This is a genomic window from Pseudomonas sp. efr-133-TYG-23 (assembly GCF_030209215.1).
GTDB classification, from domain to species: Bacteria; Pseudomonadota; Gammaproteobacteria; order Pseudomonadales; family Pseudomonadaceae; genus Aquipseudomonas; species Aquipseudomonas rhodesiae.
Window position 1 is genome coordinate 24,705 of sequence record NZ_JARVSL010000021.1, and the last position, 21,963, is coordinate 46,667.

General features: G+C 59.1%; 16 protein-coding genes and 1 pseudogene. 10 read left to right on the forward strand and 7 right to left on the reverse strand.

Annotated elements, in window-relative coordinates:
• The first annotated feature begins 92 nt into the window (after positions 1–92).
• The 9 genes and pseudogenes from QRN41_RS15400 to QRN41_RS15440 all read left to right on the forward strand — a co-directional run bounded on the left by QRN41_RS15400 (position 93) and on the right by QRN41_RS15440 (position 12,780).
• A complete protein-coding gene (locus QRN41_RS15400) occupies positions 93–1,496 on the forward strand; it encodes a polynucleotide adenylyltransferase PcnB (protein WP_034100683.1) in 1,404 nt (467 codons plus the stop codon).
• Between the two features lie 2 nt (positions 1,497–1,498).
• Positions 1,499–1,996 (forward strand): 2-amino-4-hydroxy-6-hydroxymethyldihydropteridine diphosphokinase, encoded by a 498-nt coding sequence (gene folK, locus QRN41_RS15405; RefSeq protein ID WP_034100686.1) that lies wholly within the window; start codon positions 1,499–1,501, stop codon positions 1,994–1,996.
• Positions 1,997–2,210: 214 nt separating this feature from the next.
• Positions 2,211–3,011 (forward strand): 3-methyl-2-oxobutanoate hydroxymethyltransferase, encoded by an 801-nt coding sequence (gene panB / locus QRN41_RS15410; protein ID WP_034100689.1) that lies wholly within the window; start codon positions 2,211–2,213, stop codon positions 3,009–3,011.
• Positions 3,008–3,859: a pantoate--beta-alanine ligase gene (panC, locus tag QRN41_RS15415; RefSeq protein ID WP_034139312.1), complete on the forward strand. Its 852-nt coding sequence runs from the start codon at positions 3,008–3,010 to the stop codon at positions 3,857–3,859. Before panB ends, panC begins: the two co-directional genes overlap by 4 nt.
• A 221-nt stretch (positions 3,860–4,080) precedes the next feature.
• Positions 4,081–5,745, forward strand: a complete 1,665-nt coding sequence (gene pgi / locus QRN41_RS15420) for a glucose-6-phosphate isomerase (RefSeq protein ID WP_034100692.1) — start codon at positions 4,081–4,083, stop codon at positions 5,743–5,745.
• A 106-nt stretch (positions 5,746–5,851) separates the two neighbouring features.
• On the forward strand, positions 5,852–7,789 hold the full coding sequence (acs, locus tag QRN41_RS15425) for an acetate--CoA ligase (protein ID WP_173603552.1): 1,938 nt from the start codon (positions 5,852–5,854) through the stop codon (positions 7,787–7,789).
• Positions 7,790–7,805: 16 nt separating this feature from the next.
• Positions 7,806–8,674, forward strand: a pseudogene (locus QRN41_RS15430) (oxygenase MpaB family protein).
• Positions 8,675–8,742: 68 nt separating this feature from the next.
• A complete protein-coding gene (locus QRN41_RS15435; protein ID WP_167417894.1) occupies positions 8,743–9,759 on the forward strand; it encodes a class I SAM-dependent rRNA methyltransferase in 1,017 nt (338 codons plus the stop codon).
• A gap of 87 nt (positions 9,760–9,846) precedes the next feature.
• On the forward strand, positions 9,847–12,780 hold the full coding sequence (locus tag QRN41_RS15440) for a DUF748 domain-containing protein (RefSeq protein ID WP_167417893.1): 2,934 nt from the start codon (positions 9,847–9,849) through the stop codon (positions 12,778–12,780).
• Positions 12,781–13,013: 233 nt separating this feature from the next.
• Here the strand turns inward: QRN41_RS15440 and QRN41_RS15445 are convergent, their stop codons facing one another.
• Positions 13,014–13,355 (reverse strand): winged helix-turn-helix transcriptional regulator, encoded by a 342-nt coding sequence (locus QRN41_RS15445; RefSeq protein WP_123479374.1) that lies wholly within the window; start codon positions 13,353–13,355, stop codon positions 13,014–13,016.
• Between the two features lie 150 nt (positions 13,356–13,505).
• On the opposite strand from QRN41_RS15445, the gene gstA reads away from it, so the two are divergent.
• Positions 13,506–14,135: a glutathione transferase GstA gene (gstA, locus tag QRN41_RS15450; protein WP_167417892.1), complete on the forward strand. Its 630-nt coding sequence runs from the start codon at positions 13,506–13,508 to the stop codon at positions 14,133–14,135.
• Positions 14,136–14,367: 232 nt separating this feature from the next.
• Here gstA and QRN41_RS15455 read toward each other — a convergent pair whose 3' ends face one another.
• The 6 genes from QRN41_RS15455 to infB form a co-directional block, all read right to left on the reverse strand.
• Complete coding sequence (locus QRN41_RS15455) at positions 14,368–14,970, reverse strand: BON domain-containing protein (RefSeq protein WP_167417891.1); 603 nt, start codon at positions 14,968–14,970, stop codon at positions 14,368–14,370.
• 295 nt (positions 14,971–15,265) lie between these two features.
• Complete coding sequence (gene pnp / locus QRN41_RS15460) at positions 15,266–17,371, reverse strand: polyribonucleotide nucleotidyltransferase (protein WP_034100707.1); 2,106 nt, start codon at positions 17,369–17,371, stop codon at positions 15,266–15,268.
• A gap of 193 nt (positions 17,372–17,564) precedes the next feature.
• Positions 17,565–17,834, reverse strand: coding sequence for a 30S ribosomal protein S15 (gene rpsO / locus QRN41_RS15465; RefSeq protein WP_003177875.1), 270 nt, complete (start codon positions 17,832–17,834; stop codon positions 17,565–17,567).
• Between the two features lie 115 nt (positions 17,835–17,949).
• On the reverse strand, positions 17,950–18,867 hold the full coding sequence (truB, locus tag QRN41_RS15470) for a tRNA pseudouridine(55) synthase TruB (RefSeq protein WP_034100709.1): 918 nt from the start codon (positions 18,865–18,867) through the stop codon (positions 17,950–17,952).
• Positions 18,868–18,870: 3 nt separating this feature from the next.
• Positions 18,871–19,266 carry a 30S ribosome-binding factor RbfA gene (gene rbfA, locus QRN41_RS15475; RefSeq protein WP_034100712.1) on the reverse strand — a complete coding sequence of 132 codons (396 nt, stop codon included), beginning with the start codon at positions 19,264–19,266 and terminating at the stop codon, positions 18,871–18,873.
• A 159-nt stretch (positions 19,267–19,425) separates the two neighbouring features.
• Positions 19,426–21,945 carry a translation initiation factor IF-2 gene (gene infB / locus QRN41_RS15480; protein WP_034100714.1) on the reverse strand — a complete coding sequence of 840 codons (2,520 nt, stop codon included), beginning with the start codon at positions 21,943–21,945 and terminating at the stop codon, positions 19,426–19,428.
• Positions 21,946–21,963 lie beyond the last annotated feature (18 nt).

The window sequence follows — 21,963 nt, forward strand, 5'->3', positions numbered from 1 at the left end:
CCTACACCATCCCCTGACTAAATGCTAGAATCTCGGCCCATCATGCGGTCATTCTTCGTTTTGGCCGAACATTCCTTCAAACAGTGCATCCCATGCTGAAGAAGCTGTTCCAGTCATTCCGTTCTCCCTTGCGTCGTACGCAACACAAACGCAGCACGCCTGAAGTGCTCAATAGCAGCCAGCATTCGCTGCAACGCGCTCAGTTCAGCCGTTATGCGGTGAATATCGTCGAACGGTTGCAGAACGCCGGCTACCAGGCCTATCTGGTGGGTGGTTGCGTACGCGACATGCTGCTCAACATCACGCCCAAGGACTTCGACGTCGCCACCAGCGCCACGCCCGAACAAGTGCGCGCCGAGTTTCGCAATGCGCGGATCATCGGTCGCCGGTTCAAATTGGTGCATATCCACTTTGGCCGAGAAATCATCGAAGTCGCCACATTCCGCGCCGGGCATCCGCAAAACGATGAAGAGGAAGACACCAACCAGTCTTCCCGCAACGAAAGCGGGCGTATCCTGCGTGACAACGTGTACGGCACCCTGGAAGAAGATGCGCAGCGCCGCGACTTCACCATCAACGCCTTGTATTACGACCCGGTCAGCGAGCGCATCCTCGATTACGCCAACGGCGTGCACGATATTCGCAACAACCTGATCCGCCTGATCGGCGACCCGACCCAGCGCTACCAAGAAGACCCGGTACGCATGCTGCGGGCCGTGCGGTTCGCCGCCAAGCTGAACTTCGGGATCGAGAAACACACCGCCGCCCCCATTCGCGACCTGGCGCCGATGCTGCGGGAAATCCCCTCGGCGCGCCTGTTCGAAGAAGTGCTCAAGCTGTTCCTCTCGGGTTACGCGGCCGATACCTTCGAAATGCTCGTCGACCTGCAGTTGTTCGATCCGCTGTTCCCGGCCAGTGCCGAGGCGCTTGAATACAACCCGACCTACACCCACACGCTGATCAGCGAAGCGCTGATCAATACCGACCTGCGCATCAAGCAGAACAAGCCGGTGACACCGGCCTTCCTGTTTGCTGCGCTGTTGTGGCCAGCCCTGCCAAAACGTGTGCTGCGCTTGCAGGAACGGGGCATGCCGCCGATTCCGGCCATGCAGGAAGCCGCTCACGAGTTGATCGCTGAGCAGTGCCAGCGCATTGCGATTCCGAAACGTTTCACCCTGCCGATCCGCGAGATCTGGGACATGCAGGAACGCCTGCCACGCCGCAGCGGCAAACGCGCCGATCTGTTGCTGGACAACCCGCGCTTCCGCGCCGGCTACGATTTCTTGCTATTGCGCGAAAGCGCCGGCGAACAGACCGACGGCCTGGGCGAATGGTGGACCGACTACCAGGATGCCAATGACAGCGAACGCCGCGAGATGATCCGTGAGCTGGGCAGCAAAGGCGATGGTGCTGGCGAAGGGCCGAAAAAGCGTCGTCGCAGCGGTGCCAAGCGCAAACGTAGCGCCGCCGATGCATCGGGCACCGCAGGCGAGTAACCGTGGAACGTATCTACATCGGCATGGGCAGCAACCTGGCGGCCCCGGAGCAACAACTGCGCAATGCTGTCCAAGCGCTGGCGCGGTTGCCCGGCACTACCCTCGCCGGGGTGTCCGCGTTCTATCAAAGTGACTCCCTATTGCCCGGGCAACCGCGTTACACCAACGCAGTGGCAGCCTTGGACAGCGACCTGGCGCCCCTGGACCTGCTCGACGCGCTGCAAGCTATCGAAAATGACCAAGGCCGCGAACGCCTCGAACGCTGGGGCCCTCGTACCCTCGACCTGGATATCCTGCTGTTTGGCGACCACCTGATCGACCAGCCGCGCCTGAAAGTGCCCCACTACCAGATGCACCTGCGTGCGTTTGTGTTGTACCCGTTGGCCGAACTGGCGCCCGCCGCATTGCAATTGCCGGATGGCAGACGCCTCAGCGCCCTGCTTGAAGCCTGCCCGTTTGTTGGCCTGGAACGGCTCCCCGTTGCTGAATCGCGTCAGTAACAGCGGTAACACCGCCGTCGTAACAATGCGGTAACACATCCAATTGACTTCCCGTGTCCTCCTCACGACTATAGGCGTCCCGCTGCCGCCAACCCGGCGCTAAAGGGCGCAATCCAGGCCTTATAAGCACTGCTCTCAAGACAGTGCGCCTGTATAAACGAAGACTCACGCGCGTTACTCGCTGTTTCCAAGCGCCTGAACGAGGACCCTTTTCATGCCAGACATTACCCTGACCACCTTGCAGAGCCTCAAGCTCAAAGGTGAAAAAATCGCCATGCTGACCTGCTATGACGCCACTTTCGCCCACGCCAGTTGCCAGGCCGGGGTCGAAGTGTTGCTGGTGGGCGACTCCCTGGGCATGGTTCTTCAAGGGAATGACAGCACACTGCCTGTGACCACGGATGAACTGGCGTACCACACCGCCAGCGTCAAGCGCGGCAATGATGGTGCGTTCATCATCGCCGACCTCCCATTCATGGGTTACGCCACCCTCGAACAAACCTTCCTGAACGCCGGCAAACTGATGCAGGCTGGCGCCCACATGGTCAAGGTCGAAGGCGCCGTATGGCTTGCCGAGTCGATCCGCCTGCTGGCTGAGCGCGGCGTGCCGGTATGCGCGCACATGGGCCTGACCCCGCAGTCGGTTAACCTGCTCGGCGGCTATAAAGTGCAAGGCCGTCAGGAAGCCCAAGCGCGACAGATGCGTGCCGACGCCATCGCCCTGGAGCAAGCCGGCGCCGCAATGATTCTGCTGGAATGCGTACCGAGCGAACTGGCCGCTGAAATCACCCAGGCCGTCAAAGTACCGGTGATTGGAATTGGCGCCGGTTCGGCCACCGATGGCCAGGTACTGGTGCTGCACGACATGCTCGGGCTGTCGATCAGCGGCCGGGTTCCGAAGTTCGTCAAGAACTTCATGCTCGGCCAGGACAGCATCCACGCCGCCTTGAGCGCCTATGTCGCCGAAGTCAAAGGCGTGACCTTCCCCGGCGCCGAACACGGATTTTCTGCATGAACACCGTAAAAACCGTACGAGAACTGCGATCGGCCGTGGCCCATGCGCGCAAGGCCGGCAAACGCATCGGCTTTGTGCCCACCATGGGCAACCTGCACAGCGGCCACGCCACGCTGGTGACCAAGGCCGCGCAGCAGGCCGAGTTCGTGGTGGCGAGTATCTTCGTCAACCCACTGCAATTCGGGGCCGGCGAAGACCTGGAGAAATACCCCCGCACCCTGGCCGCCGACCAGGAAAAACTCCTGCAGGCCGGCTGCAACCTGCTGTTCGCGCCGACCGTCGAAGAGATGTACCCCGACGGCATGGCCGGCCAGACCCGCGTCAGTGTTCCGCAATTGTCCGAAGGCCTGTGTGGCGCCAGCCGCCCCGGTCACTTCGAGGGCGTGGCCACGGTGGTCAGCAAGCTATTCAATATGGTTCAGCCAGACATCGCGGTGTTTGGTCAAAAGGACTACCAGCAACTGGCCGTGATTCGCGCCATGGTGCGCGACCTGAACATGCCGATCCAGATCATCGGCGAACCCACCGTACGCGCCGACGACGGCCTGGCGCTGTCCTCGCGCAACGGTTACCTCAGCGATGAACAACGTGCCATCGCGCCGGTGCTGTACCGCAGCCTCAGCCAGATGGCCGCTGCGATCAAATCCGGCGATCGCGATTTCGCCAGGCTGCGCGCCGAACAGGTGGAGCAGATCGAAGCCGCCGGGTTGCGCCTGGATTACCTGGAAGTGCGTCAGGGCATAAATCTGCGCCCGGCCACGGCCGAAGACCGTGACCTGGTGATTCTGGTCGCCGCCTATCTGGGCGCAACCCGCCTGATCGATAACCTGCACTTGACCCTCGACTGACCCTGCCGACACTCCGCCATTGCTCCGCCCGCTGTGCCGGTATAAAAAAGTACCGGCTACAGCACAGACAAAGCCAAGACATATGCCCACGCTAGGTTTAATGTAATCGCCCTGCGCTATGGTTAGCGCTGTCTGGAACCCAGCCCTTGATAAAAGACTGGATGTTCCGGGCTTTGAAGTGTCCTAAAGGCAGTCCCCGTAATAAAAGGAAACCCGCAGCGATGGCGTACTACCGCACTCCTCATGACGTTACCGCTCTGCCCGCCTGGCAAGCGCTCACTCAACACCGCCAAGCCATGCAGGATTTCAGCATGCGCGAAGCGTTCAATGCCGATCCCCAGCGTTTTTCCCAATTCACCTTGAGCAGCTGCGGACTTTTCCTCGATTACTCGAAAAACCTGATTACCAGCGAAACCCGTGACCTGCTGGTGGCCCTGGCCAAGGAAGTCAATCTCAAGGGCGCCATCGATTCGCTGTATGCCGGCGACCCGGTCAACTCGTCCGAAGGCCGCCCGGCCCTGCACACGGCACTGCGCCGTCCGGTGGGCGACAAGTTGTCGGTCAACGGCGTGAACATCATGCCGGACGTGCACAAAGTGCTGAATCAGATCACTGATCTGGTCGGCCGCATCCATGACGGCTTGTGGCGTGGCTACACCGAAAAACCGATCACCGACGTGGTGAACATCGGTATCGGTGGCTCGTTCCTCGGCCCGGAGCTGGTCTCCGAAGCCCTGCTGTCCTACGCTCATAAGGGCGTACGCTGCCATTACCTGGCGAACATCGACGGCAGTGAGTTCCACGAACTGACCATGAAGCTGCGCGCCGAGACCACGCTGTTTATCGTCTCGTCGAAATCCTTCAACACCCTGGAAACCTTGAAGAACGCCCAGGCCGCACGCGCATGGTACCTGGCCCAGGGTGGCTCGGAAGCCGAGCTGTATCGCCACTTTATTGCGGTGTCGAGCAACAACGCGGCAGCCGTGGCCTTCGGTATCCGCGAAGAAAACATCTTCCCGATGTGGGATTGGGTCGGCGGCCGTTACTCGCTGTGGTCGGCCATCGGCTTGCCCATCGCCCTGGCCATCGGTATGTCCAACTTCAAGGAATTGCTGTCCGGCGCCTACACCATGGACCAGCATTTCCAGAACGCGCCGTTCGAAGCCAACATGCCCGTGCTGCTGGGCCTTTTGGGCGTGTGGTACGGCAATTTCTGGGGTGCGCAGAGCCATGCGATCCTGCCGTACGACCACTATCTGCGTAACATCACCAAGCACTTGCAACAGTTGGACATGGAATCCAACGGCAAGAGCGTGCGCCAGGACGGCACGCCGGTGTCCACCGACACAGGCCCGGTGATCTGGGGCGGCGTGGGGTGCAACGGTCAACACGCGTACCACCAGTTGCTGCACCAAGGGACTCAGTTGATTCCGGCCGACTTCATCGTGCCGATTGTCAGCTTCAACCCTGTGTCCGATCACCATCAGTGGCTGTACGCCAACTGCCTGTCCCAAAGCCAGGCGCTGATGCTCGGCAAAACCCGCAGCGAAGCCGAAGCCGAGTTGCGTGACAAGGGCATCGCCGAGGAAGAGGTGCAGAAGCTGGCGCCGCATAAGGTGATCCCGGGCAACCGTCCGAGCAACACGTTGGTGGTCGAGCGCATCAGCCCGCGCCGCCTGGGTGCTCTGGTCGCCATGTATGAGCACAAAGTGTTCGTACAAAGCGTGATCTGGGGTATCAACGCCTTTGACCAATGGGGTGTGGAGCTGGGCAAAGAACTGGGCAAGGGCGTGTACAACCGCCTGACCGGTGCCGAAGAAACCTCGGCCGAGGATGCTTCGACCCAGGGCCTGATCAACTACTTCCGCGGGCGTCACCGCGGCTGATCGCACTGCCCGCAAGGCCAACGTCCGTTTGGACGTTGGCCTTGCCCCCTCCCCACGCTGGGTGCATCTTTATGCCTTGTCCCGACAACAAGAATAAGGACCGCTCATGTTCGATATCAGCACGTTTCCCGCCGCCGATGCCGTCCGCCGGGCAGCACAACTCAGTCAAGAGGACTATCAGCGCCTCTACCGCCAATCCATCGAGCAACCCAATACTTTTTGGGCCGAGCAGGCCAGCGTTTTTCTCGACTGGACAACCCCATGGCATACCGTCCAACTGTCAGATATCAACACCGGTGCCGCCCAATGGTTCGCCGGCGGCCAGTTGAACGTCAGCTATAACTGCATCGATCGCCACCTCCAGCACCGCGCCGATCAGCCGGCCTTCATCTGGGAGGGCGACGATCCTACAAATTCCAGCAAGATCACCTACCGCCAACTGCACCAGAACGTTTGCCGCCTGGCCAACGTGCTGAAAAGCCGTGGCGTGAAGAAAGGTGACCGGGTGTGCATCTACATGCCCATGATCCCCGAAGCCGCCTACGCCATGCTGGCCTGCACGCGCATCGGCGCGGTGCACTCGGTCGTGTTCGGTGGTTTCTCGCCGGATGCCCTGCGCGACCGCATCCTGGATGCCGATTGCCGCACCGTGATCACCGCCGACGAGGGCGTGCGCGGCGGCAAGCCGGTGGCGCTGAAAAACAATGTCGACAAAGCCCTGGCCAGTTGCCCGCGTGTCAGCACCGTGCTGGTTGTGCAACGTACCGGCGCGGCCGTGAATTGGAGCGACGGCCGTGACCTGAAATATCAAGAAACCCTGGCCGCCGCCAGCGATGATTGCCCGCCCGAGCCGATGGACGCCGAAGACCCGCTGTTCATCCTGTACACCTCCGGCAGCACCGGCAAACCCAAGGGCGTGCTGCACACCACCGGGGGCTACCTGCTGCAAGCGGCGATGACCTTCAAGTACGTGCTCGACTACCGCGACGGCGAAGTCTTCTGGTGCACCGCCGATGTCGGCTGGGTCACCGGCCACAGCTATATCGTGTATGGACCGCTGGCCAACGGCGCCACCTCGCTGATGTTCGAAGGCGTCCCCAGCTACCCGGACAGCTCGCGCTTCTGGCAAGTGATCGACAAGCACCAGGTGAATATCTTCTACACCGCCCCCACCGCGTTACGCGCCTTGATGCGTGAAGGACACGGCCCGCTGGAAAGCACTTCCCGCGCCAGCCTGCGCCTGCTGGGGAGCGTAGGCGAGCCCATCAACCCGGAAGCCTGGGACTGGTACTTCAACGCCGTGGGCGAACAACGTTGCCCGATTGTCGATACCTGGTGGCAGACCGAAACCGGCGGCATCATGCTCAGCCCGCTGGTCAGCGCCCAGCGCATCAAACCCGGCTGCGCTACCCAGCCGATGTTTGGCGTGCAGCCGGTGCTGCTGGACGAACACGGCCACCCCTTCACGGGCCCAGGCAGCGGCGTACTGGCAATCCAGGCCAGTTGGCCGGGGCAGATCCGCAGCGTCTACGGCGATCCGCAACGCATGATCGACACCTATTTCAAACCCTACCCTGGCTATTACTTCACCGGCGACGGCGCGCGCCGCGATGAGGATGGCGATTACTGGATCACCGGGCGCATCGACGATGTGATCAACGTCTCCGGCCACCGCATCGGTACTGCCGAAGTGGAGAGCGCTTTGGTTCTGCACGACCAAGTGGCCGAAGCCGCGGTGGTGGGCTATCCCCATGATGTGAAGGGTCAGGGCATCTATGCGTTTGTCACGCCCATGAACGGCGTGGAGCCCAGCGATGCGCTGAAAAAACACCTGTTGGAACTGGTCAGCCAGGAAATCGGCAGCTTTGCCAAGCCGGAACTGCTCCAATGGGCACCGGCCCTGCCGAAAACCCGTTCCGGCAAGATCATGCGCAGAATTCTGCGCAAGATTGCCTGCAACGAGCTGGACAGCCTCGGCGACACCTCAACCCTGGCCGACCCCAGCGTAGTGGACGGCCTGATCGACAAACGCTTGAACCGATAGGAAGCCTCACGTCGCCATGGAATTTATCCGCAGCCGTATCGAAAGCCAGTTGATGAGTCTGACGGGGCTGTCACTGGGCCAGTTGGACCTGGAGAACCCCAAGGGCGATCAGGCCTGTTCGGGCCGGATTCGGTCAGTTGGCAAGTGCATGGCGACTTCAGCAGCATGCTGATCGGCGGGATCAGCGCATTGATGCTGCAAGCCCTGCACCCCTTGGCCCTGGCCGGGGTGTGGGACCACTCGAACTTTCGCCAGGACATGCTTGGACGTCTGCGACGTACCTCGCAGTTCATTTCCGGCACCACCTTCGGCGCACGCAAGGACGCTGATTGGCTGATCGAGAAAGTGCGCACCATCCACCTGCAAGTGGTCGGCCACGCCCCGGACGGGCGCCCCTACGCGGCGAGCGATCCGGCGCTGCTGACGTGGGTGCATGTGGCGGAAGTGAGCAACTTTCTCGCCGCCCATCTGCGCTATCGCAACCCACGCCTCTCAGGCGCCGATCAGGACCGTTACTACAGCGAGATTGCGCTGGTCGCCGAACGCTTGGGCGCGCAGAACGTACCGCGTTCCAGGCAGGAAATTTCTGAGTATCTAGAGCTCATTCGCACCGAACTGCTATGCGACGAGCGCAGCCGGGAAGTGCTACGCCTGCTGCTCAATGCGCCCGCGCCCAGCCCCTTGGCCAAGCCGTTTGGCGCTTTGATGATGCAGGCCGGCATCGACCTGCTGCCGGATTGGGCCAGTGAAATGCTCGATCAGCATCAGAGCCCGCTGCAGCGCCGGATGATACGAGCCGGGGTCAAGCGCAGCGCACCGTTGCTACGCTGGGCGATGCGCGATGGTTCGGTGCAACGCGCCCATCGACGGATGGGGTTGCTGTAGGCCGCATCCCTTAGCTGGTAGACTTCGCGCCCTCATTGCCCACATTTACCTAAAGCAAGGCGCGCTCCATGTCTCCCCTGAACCAGGCGCTGCGCGCCGCCCTCGACCATCGCCAAGACTTGATCCACGAGCTGCATACTCAAGGCACCGATTGCTACCGACTGTTTCACGGCAGCCAGGAAGGCGCCGGCGGCTTGACCATCGACCGCTATGGCCCGCAGTTGCTGGTGCAGAGTTTCCATCAGTCACTGCAAGCATCCGACTTGCTGGACCTGCATCGACAGATCAACCAGCACATGGGCATGGAGTTGCTGCTGGTGTACAACGACCGCTCCCGAGGCAACTCGCGGATCGATCGCGAAGACTCGGTGTACCGCGCCGAACCCGCCGCTCTGCAAGACCTGGTCGGCCACGAGTGGGGCCTCAATTACCGTGTGCGCGGACGGCATGCCGGGCAGGACCCGCTGTTGTTTCTCGATCTGCGCAACACACGTGGCTGGGTCAAAGAACACGCCACCGGCAAGAGCGTGCTGAACCTGTTCGCTTACACCTGCGGTGTGGGCCTGAGCGCCGCTGCCGGGGGTGCTCGGGAGGTGTGCAACTTGGACTTCGCCGAAGGCAACCTGGCGGTCGGGCGCGAAAATGGCCAGCTCAACCCCCACCTGCAAACGATGAAATTCGTGCAATCGGACTACTTCCCCGCCATTCGCCAATTGGCCGGCCTGCCGATCACTCAGCGTCGCGGGCAGAAACTGCCCAGCTACCCGCGCCTGGAGCAGCGCCAATACGACCTGGTATTGCTCGACCCACCCGCCTGGGCCAAGAGCGCCTTCGGCACCGTCGACCTGTTGCGCGACTATCAGAGCCTGCTCAAGCCCGCCCTTCTAGCTACCGCCGATAACGGCGTGTTGATCTGCTGCAATAACTTGGCAAAGGTCAGCATGGACGACTGGCGTGAACAGGTGCTGCGCTGCGCGGAAAAAGCCGGGCGCCCTGTACGTGATTGGAAAGCGATGACTCCGGGCGCAGATTTCCCATCGCAAGATCACCAGCCGCCCCTGAAAACGCTGATCCTGCAGCTGTAAGATTCGTCCCAAACGCCCGGCTCTTCGGAACCGAAAACCCGTGCCATACTCCAAGGCACTCCTTGTTCGACATAGATGGCGTCACCCATGCCCAAAGGATTGATCCGCGCCGCCGGCGCCTTGTTGACTGCCCTGGCCTTGTACAGCTTGCTGGGCTTTTTGATCCTCCCCGGCATTGGCCTTCGCATTGCCAACCAACAATTGGCCGAGTACGCCACAGTGCCGGCACGCATCGAGCGGATCGAACTGAACCCGTTCAGCCTTGAGCTGACGGTCTGGGGCCTGAAAATAGGTGACCCGGGCAAGGAGCAGCTGGGCTTCGAGCGTCTGTATGCCAACCTTCAGGTCGACAGCCTTTGGACCCGCGCCCTGCATCTGGCCGATGTGCAACTGGACAAGCCCACGACCGAATTGCTGTTCGACAAATCCGGCCAATTGAACCTGGCGCAGTTGTTCAAACTACCACCCAGTGAGCCAACACCGACTGATCCTGACGCCAAGCCCTTCCCGCTGCGTGTGGACAACATCAAACTGGCCGGTGGCTATTTGCACTTTGAGGACTTGCGCCCCAGCGAGCCCATCGAATTCCTCTACGACAAACTCGACTTCGAACTGAAGAACCTCAGCACCCTGCCTGAGGACAATGCCGACATGACCCTGGTCGCGGCCGGCCCCGAGGGCGGGCATATCGACTGGAAAGGCAATTTCAGCCTGGTGCCGATCACGTCCCAGGGCATCCTGAAGGTCACCGACGGCAAAATGAAAGCCTGGTGGCCGTATGTGCGCGACGCACTGCCCTTGGTGCTTGAAGATGGCGTACTCAATTTCAGCACCGAATACACCTTCAGCCTGGCCAAAGAAACCCAACTGAACCTGACCAACACCGCCGCCAGTATCGCGCCGTTTGCCATCAAGGCGCCGGACGGCCGGCCACTGGTACGATTGGAGCGTCTGGACGTCAGCGACACCACCGTGGACCTGGCCAAACAGCAAGTGGTCGTCGGCAAAATCCGCAGCAATAAGCTCGAAACCTGGGCCGCGCGTGAGGCTGACGGGCAACTGGACTGGCAAAAACTGTTCGCCAGCCAACCGAGCAAACCGGCCAAGGCACCGGAGCCGGCCAGCGCCCCTGCCACCGCCGATTCGCCCAAGGCAGAACCCGCCGCGCCCAGCAAGCCATGGCAAGTGCTGCTCAAGGATGTGCAACTGCGCAACTACCAAGTGCATCTGGCTGATCGTCAGGCCAAGCCTGCGGTCGCACTGGAACTGGGCCCGCTGAACGTCGACATGCAGAACTTCGACAGCCTCAACGGCAGCCCCTTCAACCTGAAAATCGATAGCGGCTTAGGCAAACAGGGCAAGCTGCAGGCCAGTGGTGAGGTCAACCTCAACCCGGTCAGCGCCAGATTGAAAGTCACTACCCAGGACATCGACCTGCGTGTCGCCCAGTCCTATATCAGCCCCTTCATACGCCTGGAGCTGCGTAGCGGCATGCTCGGCAGCAATCTGGACGTCAACCTCAAGAGCACCGAACCGCTGGCACTCCAAGTCACTGGCCGGGCTCAGGTCGACCAACTGCACACCCTCGATACGCTCAAGACTCGCGACTTTCTCAAGTGGCAGCGTCTGGTACTCGAAGGCGTGAATTACCAACATGGCCAAAGCCTGTCGATCGATAAGGTCAACCTGCTGCAGCCGTACGCCCGCTTCATGATCAACGATGACCGCACCACCAACGTTGATGACCTGCTGATTCCACAGCCGGCGGACACTGGCGCCAAGTCGGCGGCCAAACCGGCTGCGAGCAAAGACAAGCCGCTGGGCATTCGCATTGGGCAGATTGCGATCAACGACGGCTCGGCCAACTTTGCCGACTTCAGCCTCACCCCTAACTTCGCCACGGCGATTCAACAGCTCAACGGTCAGATCGGTACCATCGACAGCCGCCAGGCCAAGCCCGCCAGCGTCGACATCAAGGGTAAGGTCGACCGCTATGCGCCCGTGACGATCAAAGGCAGTGTCAATCCGTTCGATCCGATGGCGGCGCTGGACATCGCCACCAGCTTCAAACGGGTCGAACTGACCACCCTCACGCCTTACTCAGGCAAGTTCGCCGGTTTCCGTATCCGCAAGGGCCGCCTGAACCTCGACCTTCATTACGTGATCACCAAAGGCCAACTGAAAGCTGAAAACAAAGTGGTGGTCGAACAGCTGCAATTGGGTGAAAAAGTCGACAGTGCCGACGCGGTGGATTTACCGATTCGTCTGGCCATTGCACTGCTCAAAGACAGTGACGGCAAGATATCCATCGAGCTGCCCGTCAGTGGCGACCTCAATAACCCCCAATTCAGCGTTATGCCGATCGTTTGGCAGACCCTGCGAAACCTGGTGGTTCGCGCCGCCACGGCGCCTTTCAAATTCATTGGCGGGCTGGTCACCGGCGGTGGTGCCGAAGACTTGGGTAACGTCTCGTTCGCACCGGGCTCCAGCGAATTGAGCAAGGACGCCGAAGACGCGCTGAATAAACTGGCCACGGCGCTTAAAGAACGCCCTACCCTGCGCCTGGAAATCGAAGGCACCGCCGCCGCCAGCAGCGACGGGCCATTCCTGGCTGAACAGCGCTTGGAACGCGAATACCAATACAACTACTACAAGATGCTGCAACGTCGGGGCGACAAAGTCCCGGCCCAGGCCTCCCTGTTGCAAGTACCGGAAAGCGAGAAAGCGCCCCTGCTGGAAGGCATCTACCGAACCCGCTTGAAACAGCAGCCGCCCGCGGAGTGGAAAGACCTGAGCCGAGACGAGCGTTCGGCGAAGCTTAAGGACGGCGTGATCAAGTTCTGGAGCACCAGTGATGTGCTGTTGCGCCAATTGGGTCAAGACCGTGCCAGTACCATCAAGGACTACTTGGTGGATAAAGGGCAATTGGAAGACGATCGGGTTTACTTCATTGATGCGCAGTTAGGCCAGGCTGAAAAAGACGGTAGCGTGGTGACGCCAATGCATCTGGATGCCGAGTAGTGAGGGGGCGTATCTAGGCGCATTGTGGCTGGGGCCGTGCTCGTACTGGGGCGCCGGTTCCAGTAGTGTCCGTCCGGCCCGGCCCAGACGCCAAAGACGATGATGCCTACCTCACGCCAAGTCACAGTCTTGGCGTATTTTGAAGGAAGCCCTCAAACGGCTGCAGGCGCAGCCGGTAATTGAGATCAGCCAGCTACCGCAGCCTACGTGGAATGGCCGCTAACTAAGGCACGTTAAACTGGGCCGACGCCATCAACGCACTGGCGACTCTTGACCCATAGCCCAAACTGTTTCATTACCTCAACCACAGGCTCTAACCGCCGTCCGTCGAGTGTGAGCTCATATTCAACCGTGACGGGCACGGTGGGAAATACTGTACGTTTGACGAGACCTGCTTCCTCAAGAGCGCGTAAATCGAGGGTTAACATCCGTTGGGAAATAGCGGGGATGTCCCGCCTAAGCGCATTAAAGCGCTTTGGCCCATCGAGCAGGTATGAGGCAAGGAGCAGACGCCAGCGACCACCGAGCAAACGCATCGCTTCTTCGACCGAGCAGCCAGATATATTGTCTTTCATGGTCAAAATCCTAGACGGATGTAGGTATATTTTTTGTACCTATACTACAAAATAGTGCGTTCTTCCTATTTTATACCTGACATCTAGAATGAGCTGAAGCCACCTCTCTGTTGGAATTGAAAGCGCTTACCCATGTTCTGGAGTCTGTAAATGAAGCTGTACTACATCCCCGCATCTTGCTCCTTATCGCCCCATATCGTCATGAATGAGCTTGGTCTCGACGCCACGCTGGTTAAAGTCGATCACAAGAAACACCTCACCGAATCGGGCGCCGATTACTTCGAGGTCAACAGCTTCGGTTATGTGCCCGCAATCGAGCTGGACGACGGCACTATCCTGCGTGAAGGCCCAGCGATCGTGCAGTATTTGGGTGACCTGAGGCCGGAGATTGGGCTTGTTCCCCCCAATGGCACCCTGGATCGATACCGACTTCAAGAATGGCTGAGTTTCCTGACGTCGGAGATTCACAAAGGGTTCATTCCGCTGTTGTACGCCACACTCGCAGGTAGATACGTAGACACTGCCAAGCTGAAGTTGGAGAAGCGCTTCGCCTGGATTGACGAACAGTTGAGTACTCGCCCATACCTCATGGGTGATTCCTTCACTGTGGCGGATGCCTATTTGTTCGCATTGACAGGCTGGGGGCAGGCCGCCTGGCTGACCAGTTATTACAAGGCCGACATTCACTTCGACAATTTGCCTAACCTACATGCCTGGTATGACCGGGTTAAAGTGCGTCCTGCCGTTCAAAAAGCGTTGCAAGAAGAAGGTCTTGCGTGAACGAGGGTGTAGGCCGAATCGAGATAGCTATGGACAATCGATGCCAGCTCCCCCGGTGCAGTAGGCTCGCTTGTCGCAGTCGGCCTTAAAATAGAACAGGCCCCGACACAAAGTGCCGGGGCCTGTAATGACCACTTCCGTGTGGTCGGTCGCATGAACCTCAGAGGTGCATTGAGTGGATATCTAACTCACGCGCCGCCGCCGCTAAGTTGTTCAGACGAACTGTTGAGCGTTACTCGGCTTTCAGACCATCAGCCGATACAGCTTTAACGCCTTTGATTTTCTTGGTGATCGCAACAGCAGTGGCTTTCTGCGATTCAGTAACTGGGCTAGCGGAGGACAGGGAAACCACACCTTTGTTGGTTTCGACCTTGATGTCAGTGCCAGGAATGCCTTTCTCGGTTACCAGGTCAGCTTTGACCTTGGTGGTGATCCAAGTATCCGAAGTGGCTTCTTTGGACTTGTCGATGTTGTCAGCCTTAGCAGCGCCGCCAGCCATCAGGCCATCAGCGGAAACAGCGGTAACACCTTTGATTTTCTTGGTGATAGCTACGGCAGTCGCTTTCTGCGAGTCCGAAATTGCTACATCGGAAGACAGGGAAACCACGCCTTTGTTGGTTTCGACCTTGATGTCCGAACCTGGAATGCCTTTTTCGGTCAGCAGATCAGCTTTGACTTTGGTGGTGATCCAGGTATCCGAAGTGGACTCTTTAGCCTTGGTCATCTCGCCAGCAGCCAGGGTCATCGGCGCCTGAGTAGGTTGGGCGAAGGCGGCGTTGGCCATAGCCAGGGTCAGAGCGGTAGCTGTTGCGGTAGCGAGAGCGAACTTCTTCATACGAGTAACTCCTGTTTTATTAAAAGTCTGCAGCGTGTAAACCTCAATGCTGCAGCGTTAACAGGGATATTGCAGGCACTGTGCCAATTCTATTTCTTCGATTAAAACCTTTAAAAACAATAACTTACAAATCAACATTATTTCCGGAATCGTGCATATTGCATGAAGCGCTCAACACCTGCATGCAAGTTGCGGCTTTTGGGTTTGCATTAACCGTCTGATTTTTAGGCATTTTCCAGTAGCCATAAAAAAGGACTCCGAAGAGTCCTTTTTTCAGCTTGAGACCTAGGGGTGATTAAACGCCCGAGGCTTTGGCCGCTGCTACGTCCTTGATGGACAGCTTGATACGGCCGCGGTTGTCCACGTCCAGTACCAGTACTTCCACTTCCTGGCCTTCTTTGAGGATATCGGTCACCTTCTCCACGCGAGCGTCGCTCAACATGGAGATGTGAACCAGACCGTCCTTGCCTGGCAGGATGTTGACGAATGCGCCGAAGTCGACGATGCGCTCAACCTTACCTACGTAGATTTTGCCGATCTCAGCTTCTGCAGTGATGCCCAGCACGCGCTGACGCGCAGCTTCCGCAGCTTCCTTGGTTTCGCCGAAGATCTTGATCGAACCATCGTCTTCGATATCGATCGAGGCCTTGGTTTCTTCGCAGATCGCACGGATGGTCGCGCCGCCTTTACCGATAACATCACGGATTTTGTCGGTGTCGATCTTCATCGCGATCATGGTCGGAGCGTTTTCCGACAGTTCGGTACGCGACTGACCAATGATCTGGTTCATCTGGCCGAGGATGTTCAGGCGCGCTTCCAGGGCTTGGCCCAGAGCGATTTCCATGATTTCTTCGGTGATGCCTTTGATCTTGATGTCCATCTGCAGCGCAGTAACACCTTTAGCGGTACCGGCTACTTTGAAGTCCATGTCGCCCAAGTGGTCTTCGTCACCCAGGATGTCGGTCAGGACGGCAAACTTCTCGCCTTCCTTCACCAGGCCCATGGCGATACCGGCAACCGGCGCCTTCATCGGCACACCGGCGTCCATCAGTGCCAGGGAAGCACCGCACACGGAAGCCATGGAGCTGGAACCGTTGGACTCAGTGATTTCCGATACGACACGGATGGTGTACGGGAACACGTCAGCAGCCGGCAGCATGGCCTGAACCGAACGACGGGCCAGACGGCCGTGACCGATTTCGCGACGACCTGCACCGCCCATACGACCACACTCGCCCACCGAGAACGGAGGGAAGTTGTAGTGCAGCATGAAGGGGTCTTTTTTCTCGCCTTCCAGGGTGTCCAGCAGTTGTGCGTCACGGGCAGTGCCCAGGGTCGCAACTACCAGTGCCTGAGTTTCACCACGGGTGAACAGGGCCGAACCGTGAGTCTTCGGCAGAACGCCGACTTCGATGTTCAGCGGGCGCACGGTACGGGTATCGCGGCCGTCGATACGTGGCTTGCCGTTAACGATGTTTTCGCGAACGGTGCGGTATTCGATTTCACCAAATGCAGCTTTGACGTCGCTGGCGGAAGGCTGGCCTTCTTCACCGGACAGCTTGGCCACGACCTGATCCTTCAACTCGCCCAGGCGAGCATAACGGTCGGCCTTGACGGTGATGGTGTAGGCGTCGGAGATGGCAGCGCCGAACTCAGAGCGGATGGTGCCCAGCAGTTCGGTGGCTTCAGCTTGCGGAGCCCAGGTCCAGGTTGGCTTGGCGGCTTCGGCAGCCAGCTCGGTGACCGCTTTGATAACGGCCTGGAATTCGTCGTGGGCGAACAGCACAGCGCCCAGCATCTGGTCTTCGGTCAGCTCTTTGGCTTCCGATTCAACCATCAGTACGGCTTCCGAGGTACCGGCAACGACCATGTCCAGGCTCGACGCTTTCAGTTGCTCGTAAGTCGGGTTCAGCAGGTAACCGGTGCTTTCGTGGAACGCAACGCGGGCAGCGCCGATCGGGCCATCGAAAGGAATGCCGGAGATGGCCAGGGCAGCCGAAGTACCGATCATCGCAGCGATGTCCGGATCGGTCTTCTTGCTGGTGGACACGACGGTGCAGACAACCTGCACTTCGTTCATGAAGCCTTCTGGGAACAGCGGACGGATCGGACGGTCGATCAGTCGGGAAGTCAGGGTTTCTTTCTCGGAAGGACGCCCTTCGCGCTTGAAGAAACCGCCAGGGATCTTACCGGCAGCGTAAGTCTTTTCCTGGTAGTGAACGGAAAGAGGGAAGAAGCCTTTGCTAGGGTCAGCGGTCTTGGCGCCAACAACGGTCACCAATACAGTAACGTCGTCATCAACGGTAACCAGCACTGCGCCGGAGGCTTGACGGGCGATACGGCCTGTCTCGAGGGTAACGGTCGACTGACCGAACTGAAATTTTTTGATAACCGGGTTCACGGTGTCCTACCTTCTTTGTGGCTCTTGGGGAACTTGTCTTCTTGCGAAATTCTTGGGCAATGCCGGGAATCGGCCCGACGCTCGTCCAGGGTAAAACGTGTATCCAGATAAAACTTGAGGCTGGGAGCCTGCCATGGGCCAGCGGGATTCCACTGACACACGGCAGACAACCAACCTCTAGCGCAATCGCTTATTAGCGACGCAGACCCAAGCGACCGATCAGAGTCTGATAACGACCCAGATCTTTGCCTTTCAGGTAGTCCAGCAGCTTACGGCGCTGGTTTACCATGCGGATCAGACCACGACGGGAGTGGTGGTCTTTACCGTTGGCCTTGAAGTGACCTTGCAGCTTGTTGATGTTGTGGGTCAGCAGTGCAACTTGCACTTCTGGCGAACCAGTGTCACCAACAGCTTGCTGATAGTCAGCTACGATTTGTGCTTTTTCTTGAACGTCGAGAGCCATGAGGCAATCCTTTTTTCAGGAAACCACCCAAAGGGAAGTTTCAACAGGCCAGGGACAAATCCCTGTATCTAAAAATGAGTGTTGACCATGCCTGTTAACAGCCACACTCGTTCGGTCATTCTGACCGAATCAGTCGACGCGGCGCGATGCGCCCGTCTTCGCTCACTTCACCGATACCGATAAAGCGACCGTTGTGATCCTGTACTCGCACCATACCGAACTTCGGGGCATCCGGAGCGCGTACCGGCTGGCCGTTGAGCCAGTAGAACGCGCTGTGTTCCGAGAAGTGCAGCAATGGCCAATCCAGCAGCCCACTGTCCGATGGCATCAGGAAGCGATCAACCGCTTCATTACCGCCTTCGGCATGCACCGCTTCCAACTCTTCCAACGTCACCGTCTGGGCCAGACTGAAAGGCCCGGCCTGGGTGCGTCGCAGTTCTGCAACGTAGGCGCCGCAACCGAGCTTTTCACCGATATCTTCCACCAGGGTACGGATATAGGTGCCTTTGCTGCAGTCCACGGCCAAACGCGCGGTATCGCCTTCACAGGCGAGCAATTCCAAGCGCGCAATAGTAACAGAACGCGGTTCCCGCTCCACTACTTCACCCGCACGCGCCAACTTGTAAAGGGGCTGGCCATCACGCTTGAGCGCCGAGTACATAGGCGGTATCTGGCTGATTTCTCCACGAAAAGCGGGTAAAACAGCCTCGATATCAGCACGACCAACGGTCACGTCACGAACCTGCAGAACATCGCCTTCTGCGTCGGCCGTGGTAGTGGTCTTGCCCAGTTGCATCAGGGTTTCGTAACCCTTGTCGGAATCGAGCAGGTATTGCGAGAACTTGGTGGCCTCGCCGAAGCACAGCGGCAATACGCCAGTAGCCAGCGGATCGAGACTACCTGTGTGCCCGGCCTTCTCAGCGTTGAGCAACCAGCGGACCTTCTGCAGCGCTGCATTGGAGGTAAAGCCAATGGGTTTGTCGAGCAGAATGATGCCGCTGACGTTACGACGGATACGTTTGACCTGAGCCACCGCTTACTCCTTGGCGTCTTCAGGTGCGGACGGGTGCTGGCTGTCTTCTGCCACGGCACGCTCAATCAGTGCCGACAGATGCGCACCACGCACGACACTTTCATCGTAGTGGAAGTGCAGTTGGGGAACGCTACGCAGCTTCATTTCTCGGGCCAACTGCATGCGCAGGAAACCTGCCGCGGCGTTGAGCACCTTGATGCTTTGCGCGATTTCTTCGCTGTTATCCTGCCCCATTACAGTGATGAAGATCTTCGCGTGACCCACGTCACGGCTCACCTCAACAGCGGTGATGGTGACCAGGCCAACGCGCGGGTCTTTGACTTCGCGACGGATCAGTTGAGCCAACTCACGCTGCATCTGATCGCCGATACGCTGGGTACGGCTGTATTCTTTTGCCATGTCTTGTTACCTGTTACTGCCACACGGTGAAACCCGTGGGGTCTGAAAGCGGCAAACGCCCGGCCTGACAAGAGCCAGACCGGGCGTTGCGTTTAGAGTCCGTACGCGGTGTAGGGCATTTGCATACCCAATCGCCGCGTGGCTCCGGAAGTGCGCGAGTTAGAGGCTGCGAGCAACCTGAACCTTCTCGAAGACTTCGATCTTGTCGCCAACCTTGACGTCGTTGTAGCTCTTGACGCCGATACCGCATTCCATGCCGGCACGCACTTCGGAAGCGTCATCCTTGAAGCGGCGCAGGGATTCCAGCTCGCCTTCGAAGATAACGATGTCTTCACGCAGTACACGGATTGGGCGGTTACGGTACACAGTGCCTTCGACAACCATGCAACCGGCGATCGCACCGAATTTCGGCGAGCGGAACACGTCACGCACCTCGGCGATACCCAGGATGTTCTCCCGGACGTCGCTGCCAAGCATGCCGGTAAGGGCTTTCTTGACGTCTTCAATGATGTCGTAGATGACGTTGTAGTAACGCATGTCCAGGCCTTCCTGCTCGACGATCTTACGAGCGCCGGCATCGGCACGCACGTTGAAGCCGAACAGTACAGCGTTGGAAGCCAGTGCCAGGTTGGCGTCGGATTCGGTGATACCACCGACACCGCCACCGACAACACGCACTTGCACTTCGTCGTTACCCAGGCCGTTCAAGGCGCCGTTCAACGCTTCGAGGGAACCACGTACGTCAGATTTGAGGACGATGTTAAGCGTCTTCTTCTCTTCCTGGCCCATGTTCTCGAAGATGTTTTCCAGCTTGCCGGCGTGAGCACGGGCCAGCTTGACTTCGCGGAACTTGCCTTGACGGAACAGAGCCACTTCACGGGCTTTCTTCTCGTCGGCAACCACGCTCATCTCGTCGCCAGCGTCCGGGGTACCGTCCAGGCCGAGAATCTCAACTGGAATGGCCGGACCGGCTTCCTTGATTGGCTTACCGTTCTCGTCGAGCATGGCACGTACACGGCCGTAGTTCGAACCGACCAGAACCATGTCGCCTTGGCGCAGGGTACCGTCTTGAACCAGCACCGTCGCAACCGGGCCACGGCCCTTGTCGAGGCGGGATTCGACCACGACACCGCGGCCAGGAGCCGATGGTGTTGCGGTCAGCTCCAGAACTTCGGCTTGCAACAGAACGGCTTCAAGCAGTTCGTCAACGCCAGTACCCATTTTCGCGGAGACCGGTACGAATGGAGTGTCACCACCCCACTCTTCGGAAGTCACGCCATGAACCGACAGTTCGCTACGGATGCGATCAAGATCGGCGCCCGGCTTGTCGATTTTGTTCACGGCTACAACCAACGGAACCCCAGCAGCCTTGGCGTGCTGAACGGCCTCGATGGTTTGTGGCATCACGCCGTCGTCCGCCGCAACCACCAGGATCACGATGTCGGTCGCCTTTGCACCACGGGCACGCATTGCGGTAAACGCGGCGTGACCAGGGGTGTCAAGGAACGTCACCATGCCACGGTCGGTTTCAACGTGGTAAGCACCAATGTGCTGGGTGATACCACCGGCCTCGCCCGCAGCCACCTTGGCACGACGGATGTAGTCGAGCAGGGAGGTTTTACCGTGGTCAACGTGACCCATTACGGTCACAACCGGTGCACGGGAAACCGCTTCACCTTCAAACTTCAGGGACTCGGCCAGGGAATCTTCCAGGGCGGTGTCGCTGACCAGGGTCACTTTGTGGCCCAGCTCTTCAGCAACCAGTTGAGCAGTTTCCTGATCCAGCACCTGGTTGATGGTGGCCGGAGTGCCCAGCTTGAACATGAACTTGATAATTTCAGCGGCCTTGACCGACATCTGCTGGGCCAGATCGCCCACAGTGATGGTCTCGCCGATCTTCACTTCGCGCACAACAGGGCCGGTTGGGCTCTGGAAACCGTGGGCGTTGCGTTTCTTCAGCTTGGCCTTGCCGCGACCACCGCGACGGAAGCCATCGCTCTCTTCGTCGGTAGTACGTGGGGCAACGCGCGGAGCAGGCGCTTTCTCTTTGACCGAAGCACGATGCGGAGCGTTTTTACGCTCGCCATCGCCGCCGCCGCGACGATTGTTATCGTCGGCACGTGGTTTGTCCGGACGACGGGGCTCTTCACGCTTACGGTCAGCTGCTGGGGCTGGTGCAGCGGCAACCGGAGCGGCCTCACGCACAGCTTCAACAGGTGCACTTGGCGCGGCAACCGCTTCAGTGGCAGCAGGTTGCGCAGCAGCAGGCTGGCGACGCGCTTCTTCTTCGGCGCGACGCTTGGCTTCTTCTTCAGCCTTCTGACGTGCAGCATTTTCTACTGCGCGACGCTCTTCCAGTTCACGTTTGCGCTCGGCTTCGATTTCTTCCGGGCTGCGCTGTACGAAGACTTTCTTCTTGCGTACTTCAACGCTAATGCTCTTGCTACCCGCAACACGCAGGGTGCTGGTGGTTTTGCGCTGCAATGTAATCTTGCGCGGTTCTTCCACTTTCGCCTTGTGGCTGCTCTTCAAGTGAGTCAGCAAAGACTGCTTCTCACTATCGCTCACACCTTCATCGGCGGCGGTGTGCGGCAGACCTGCCTCACGCATCTGCTGCAACAGGCGCTCTACCGGTGTTTTGACCTCATCGGCCAGTTGTTTCACCGTGACTTGCGTCATGCACTTCTCTCCTCAGGC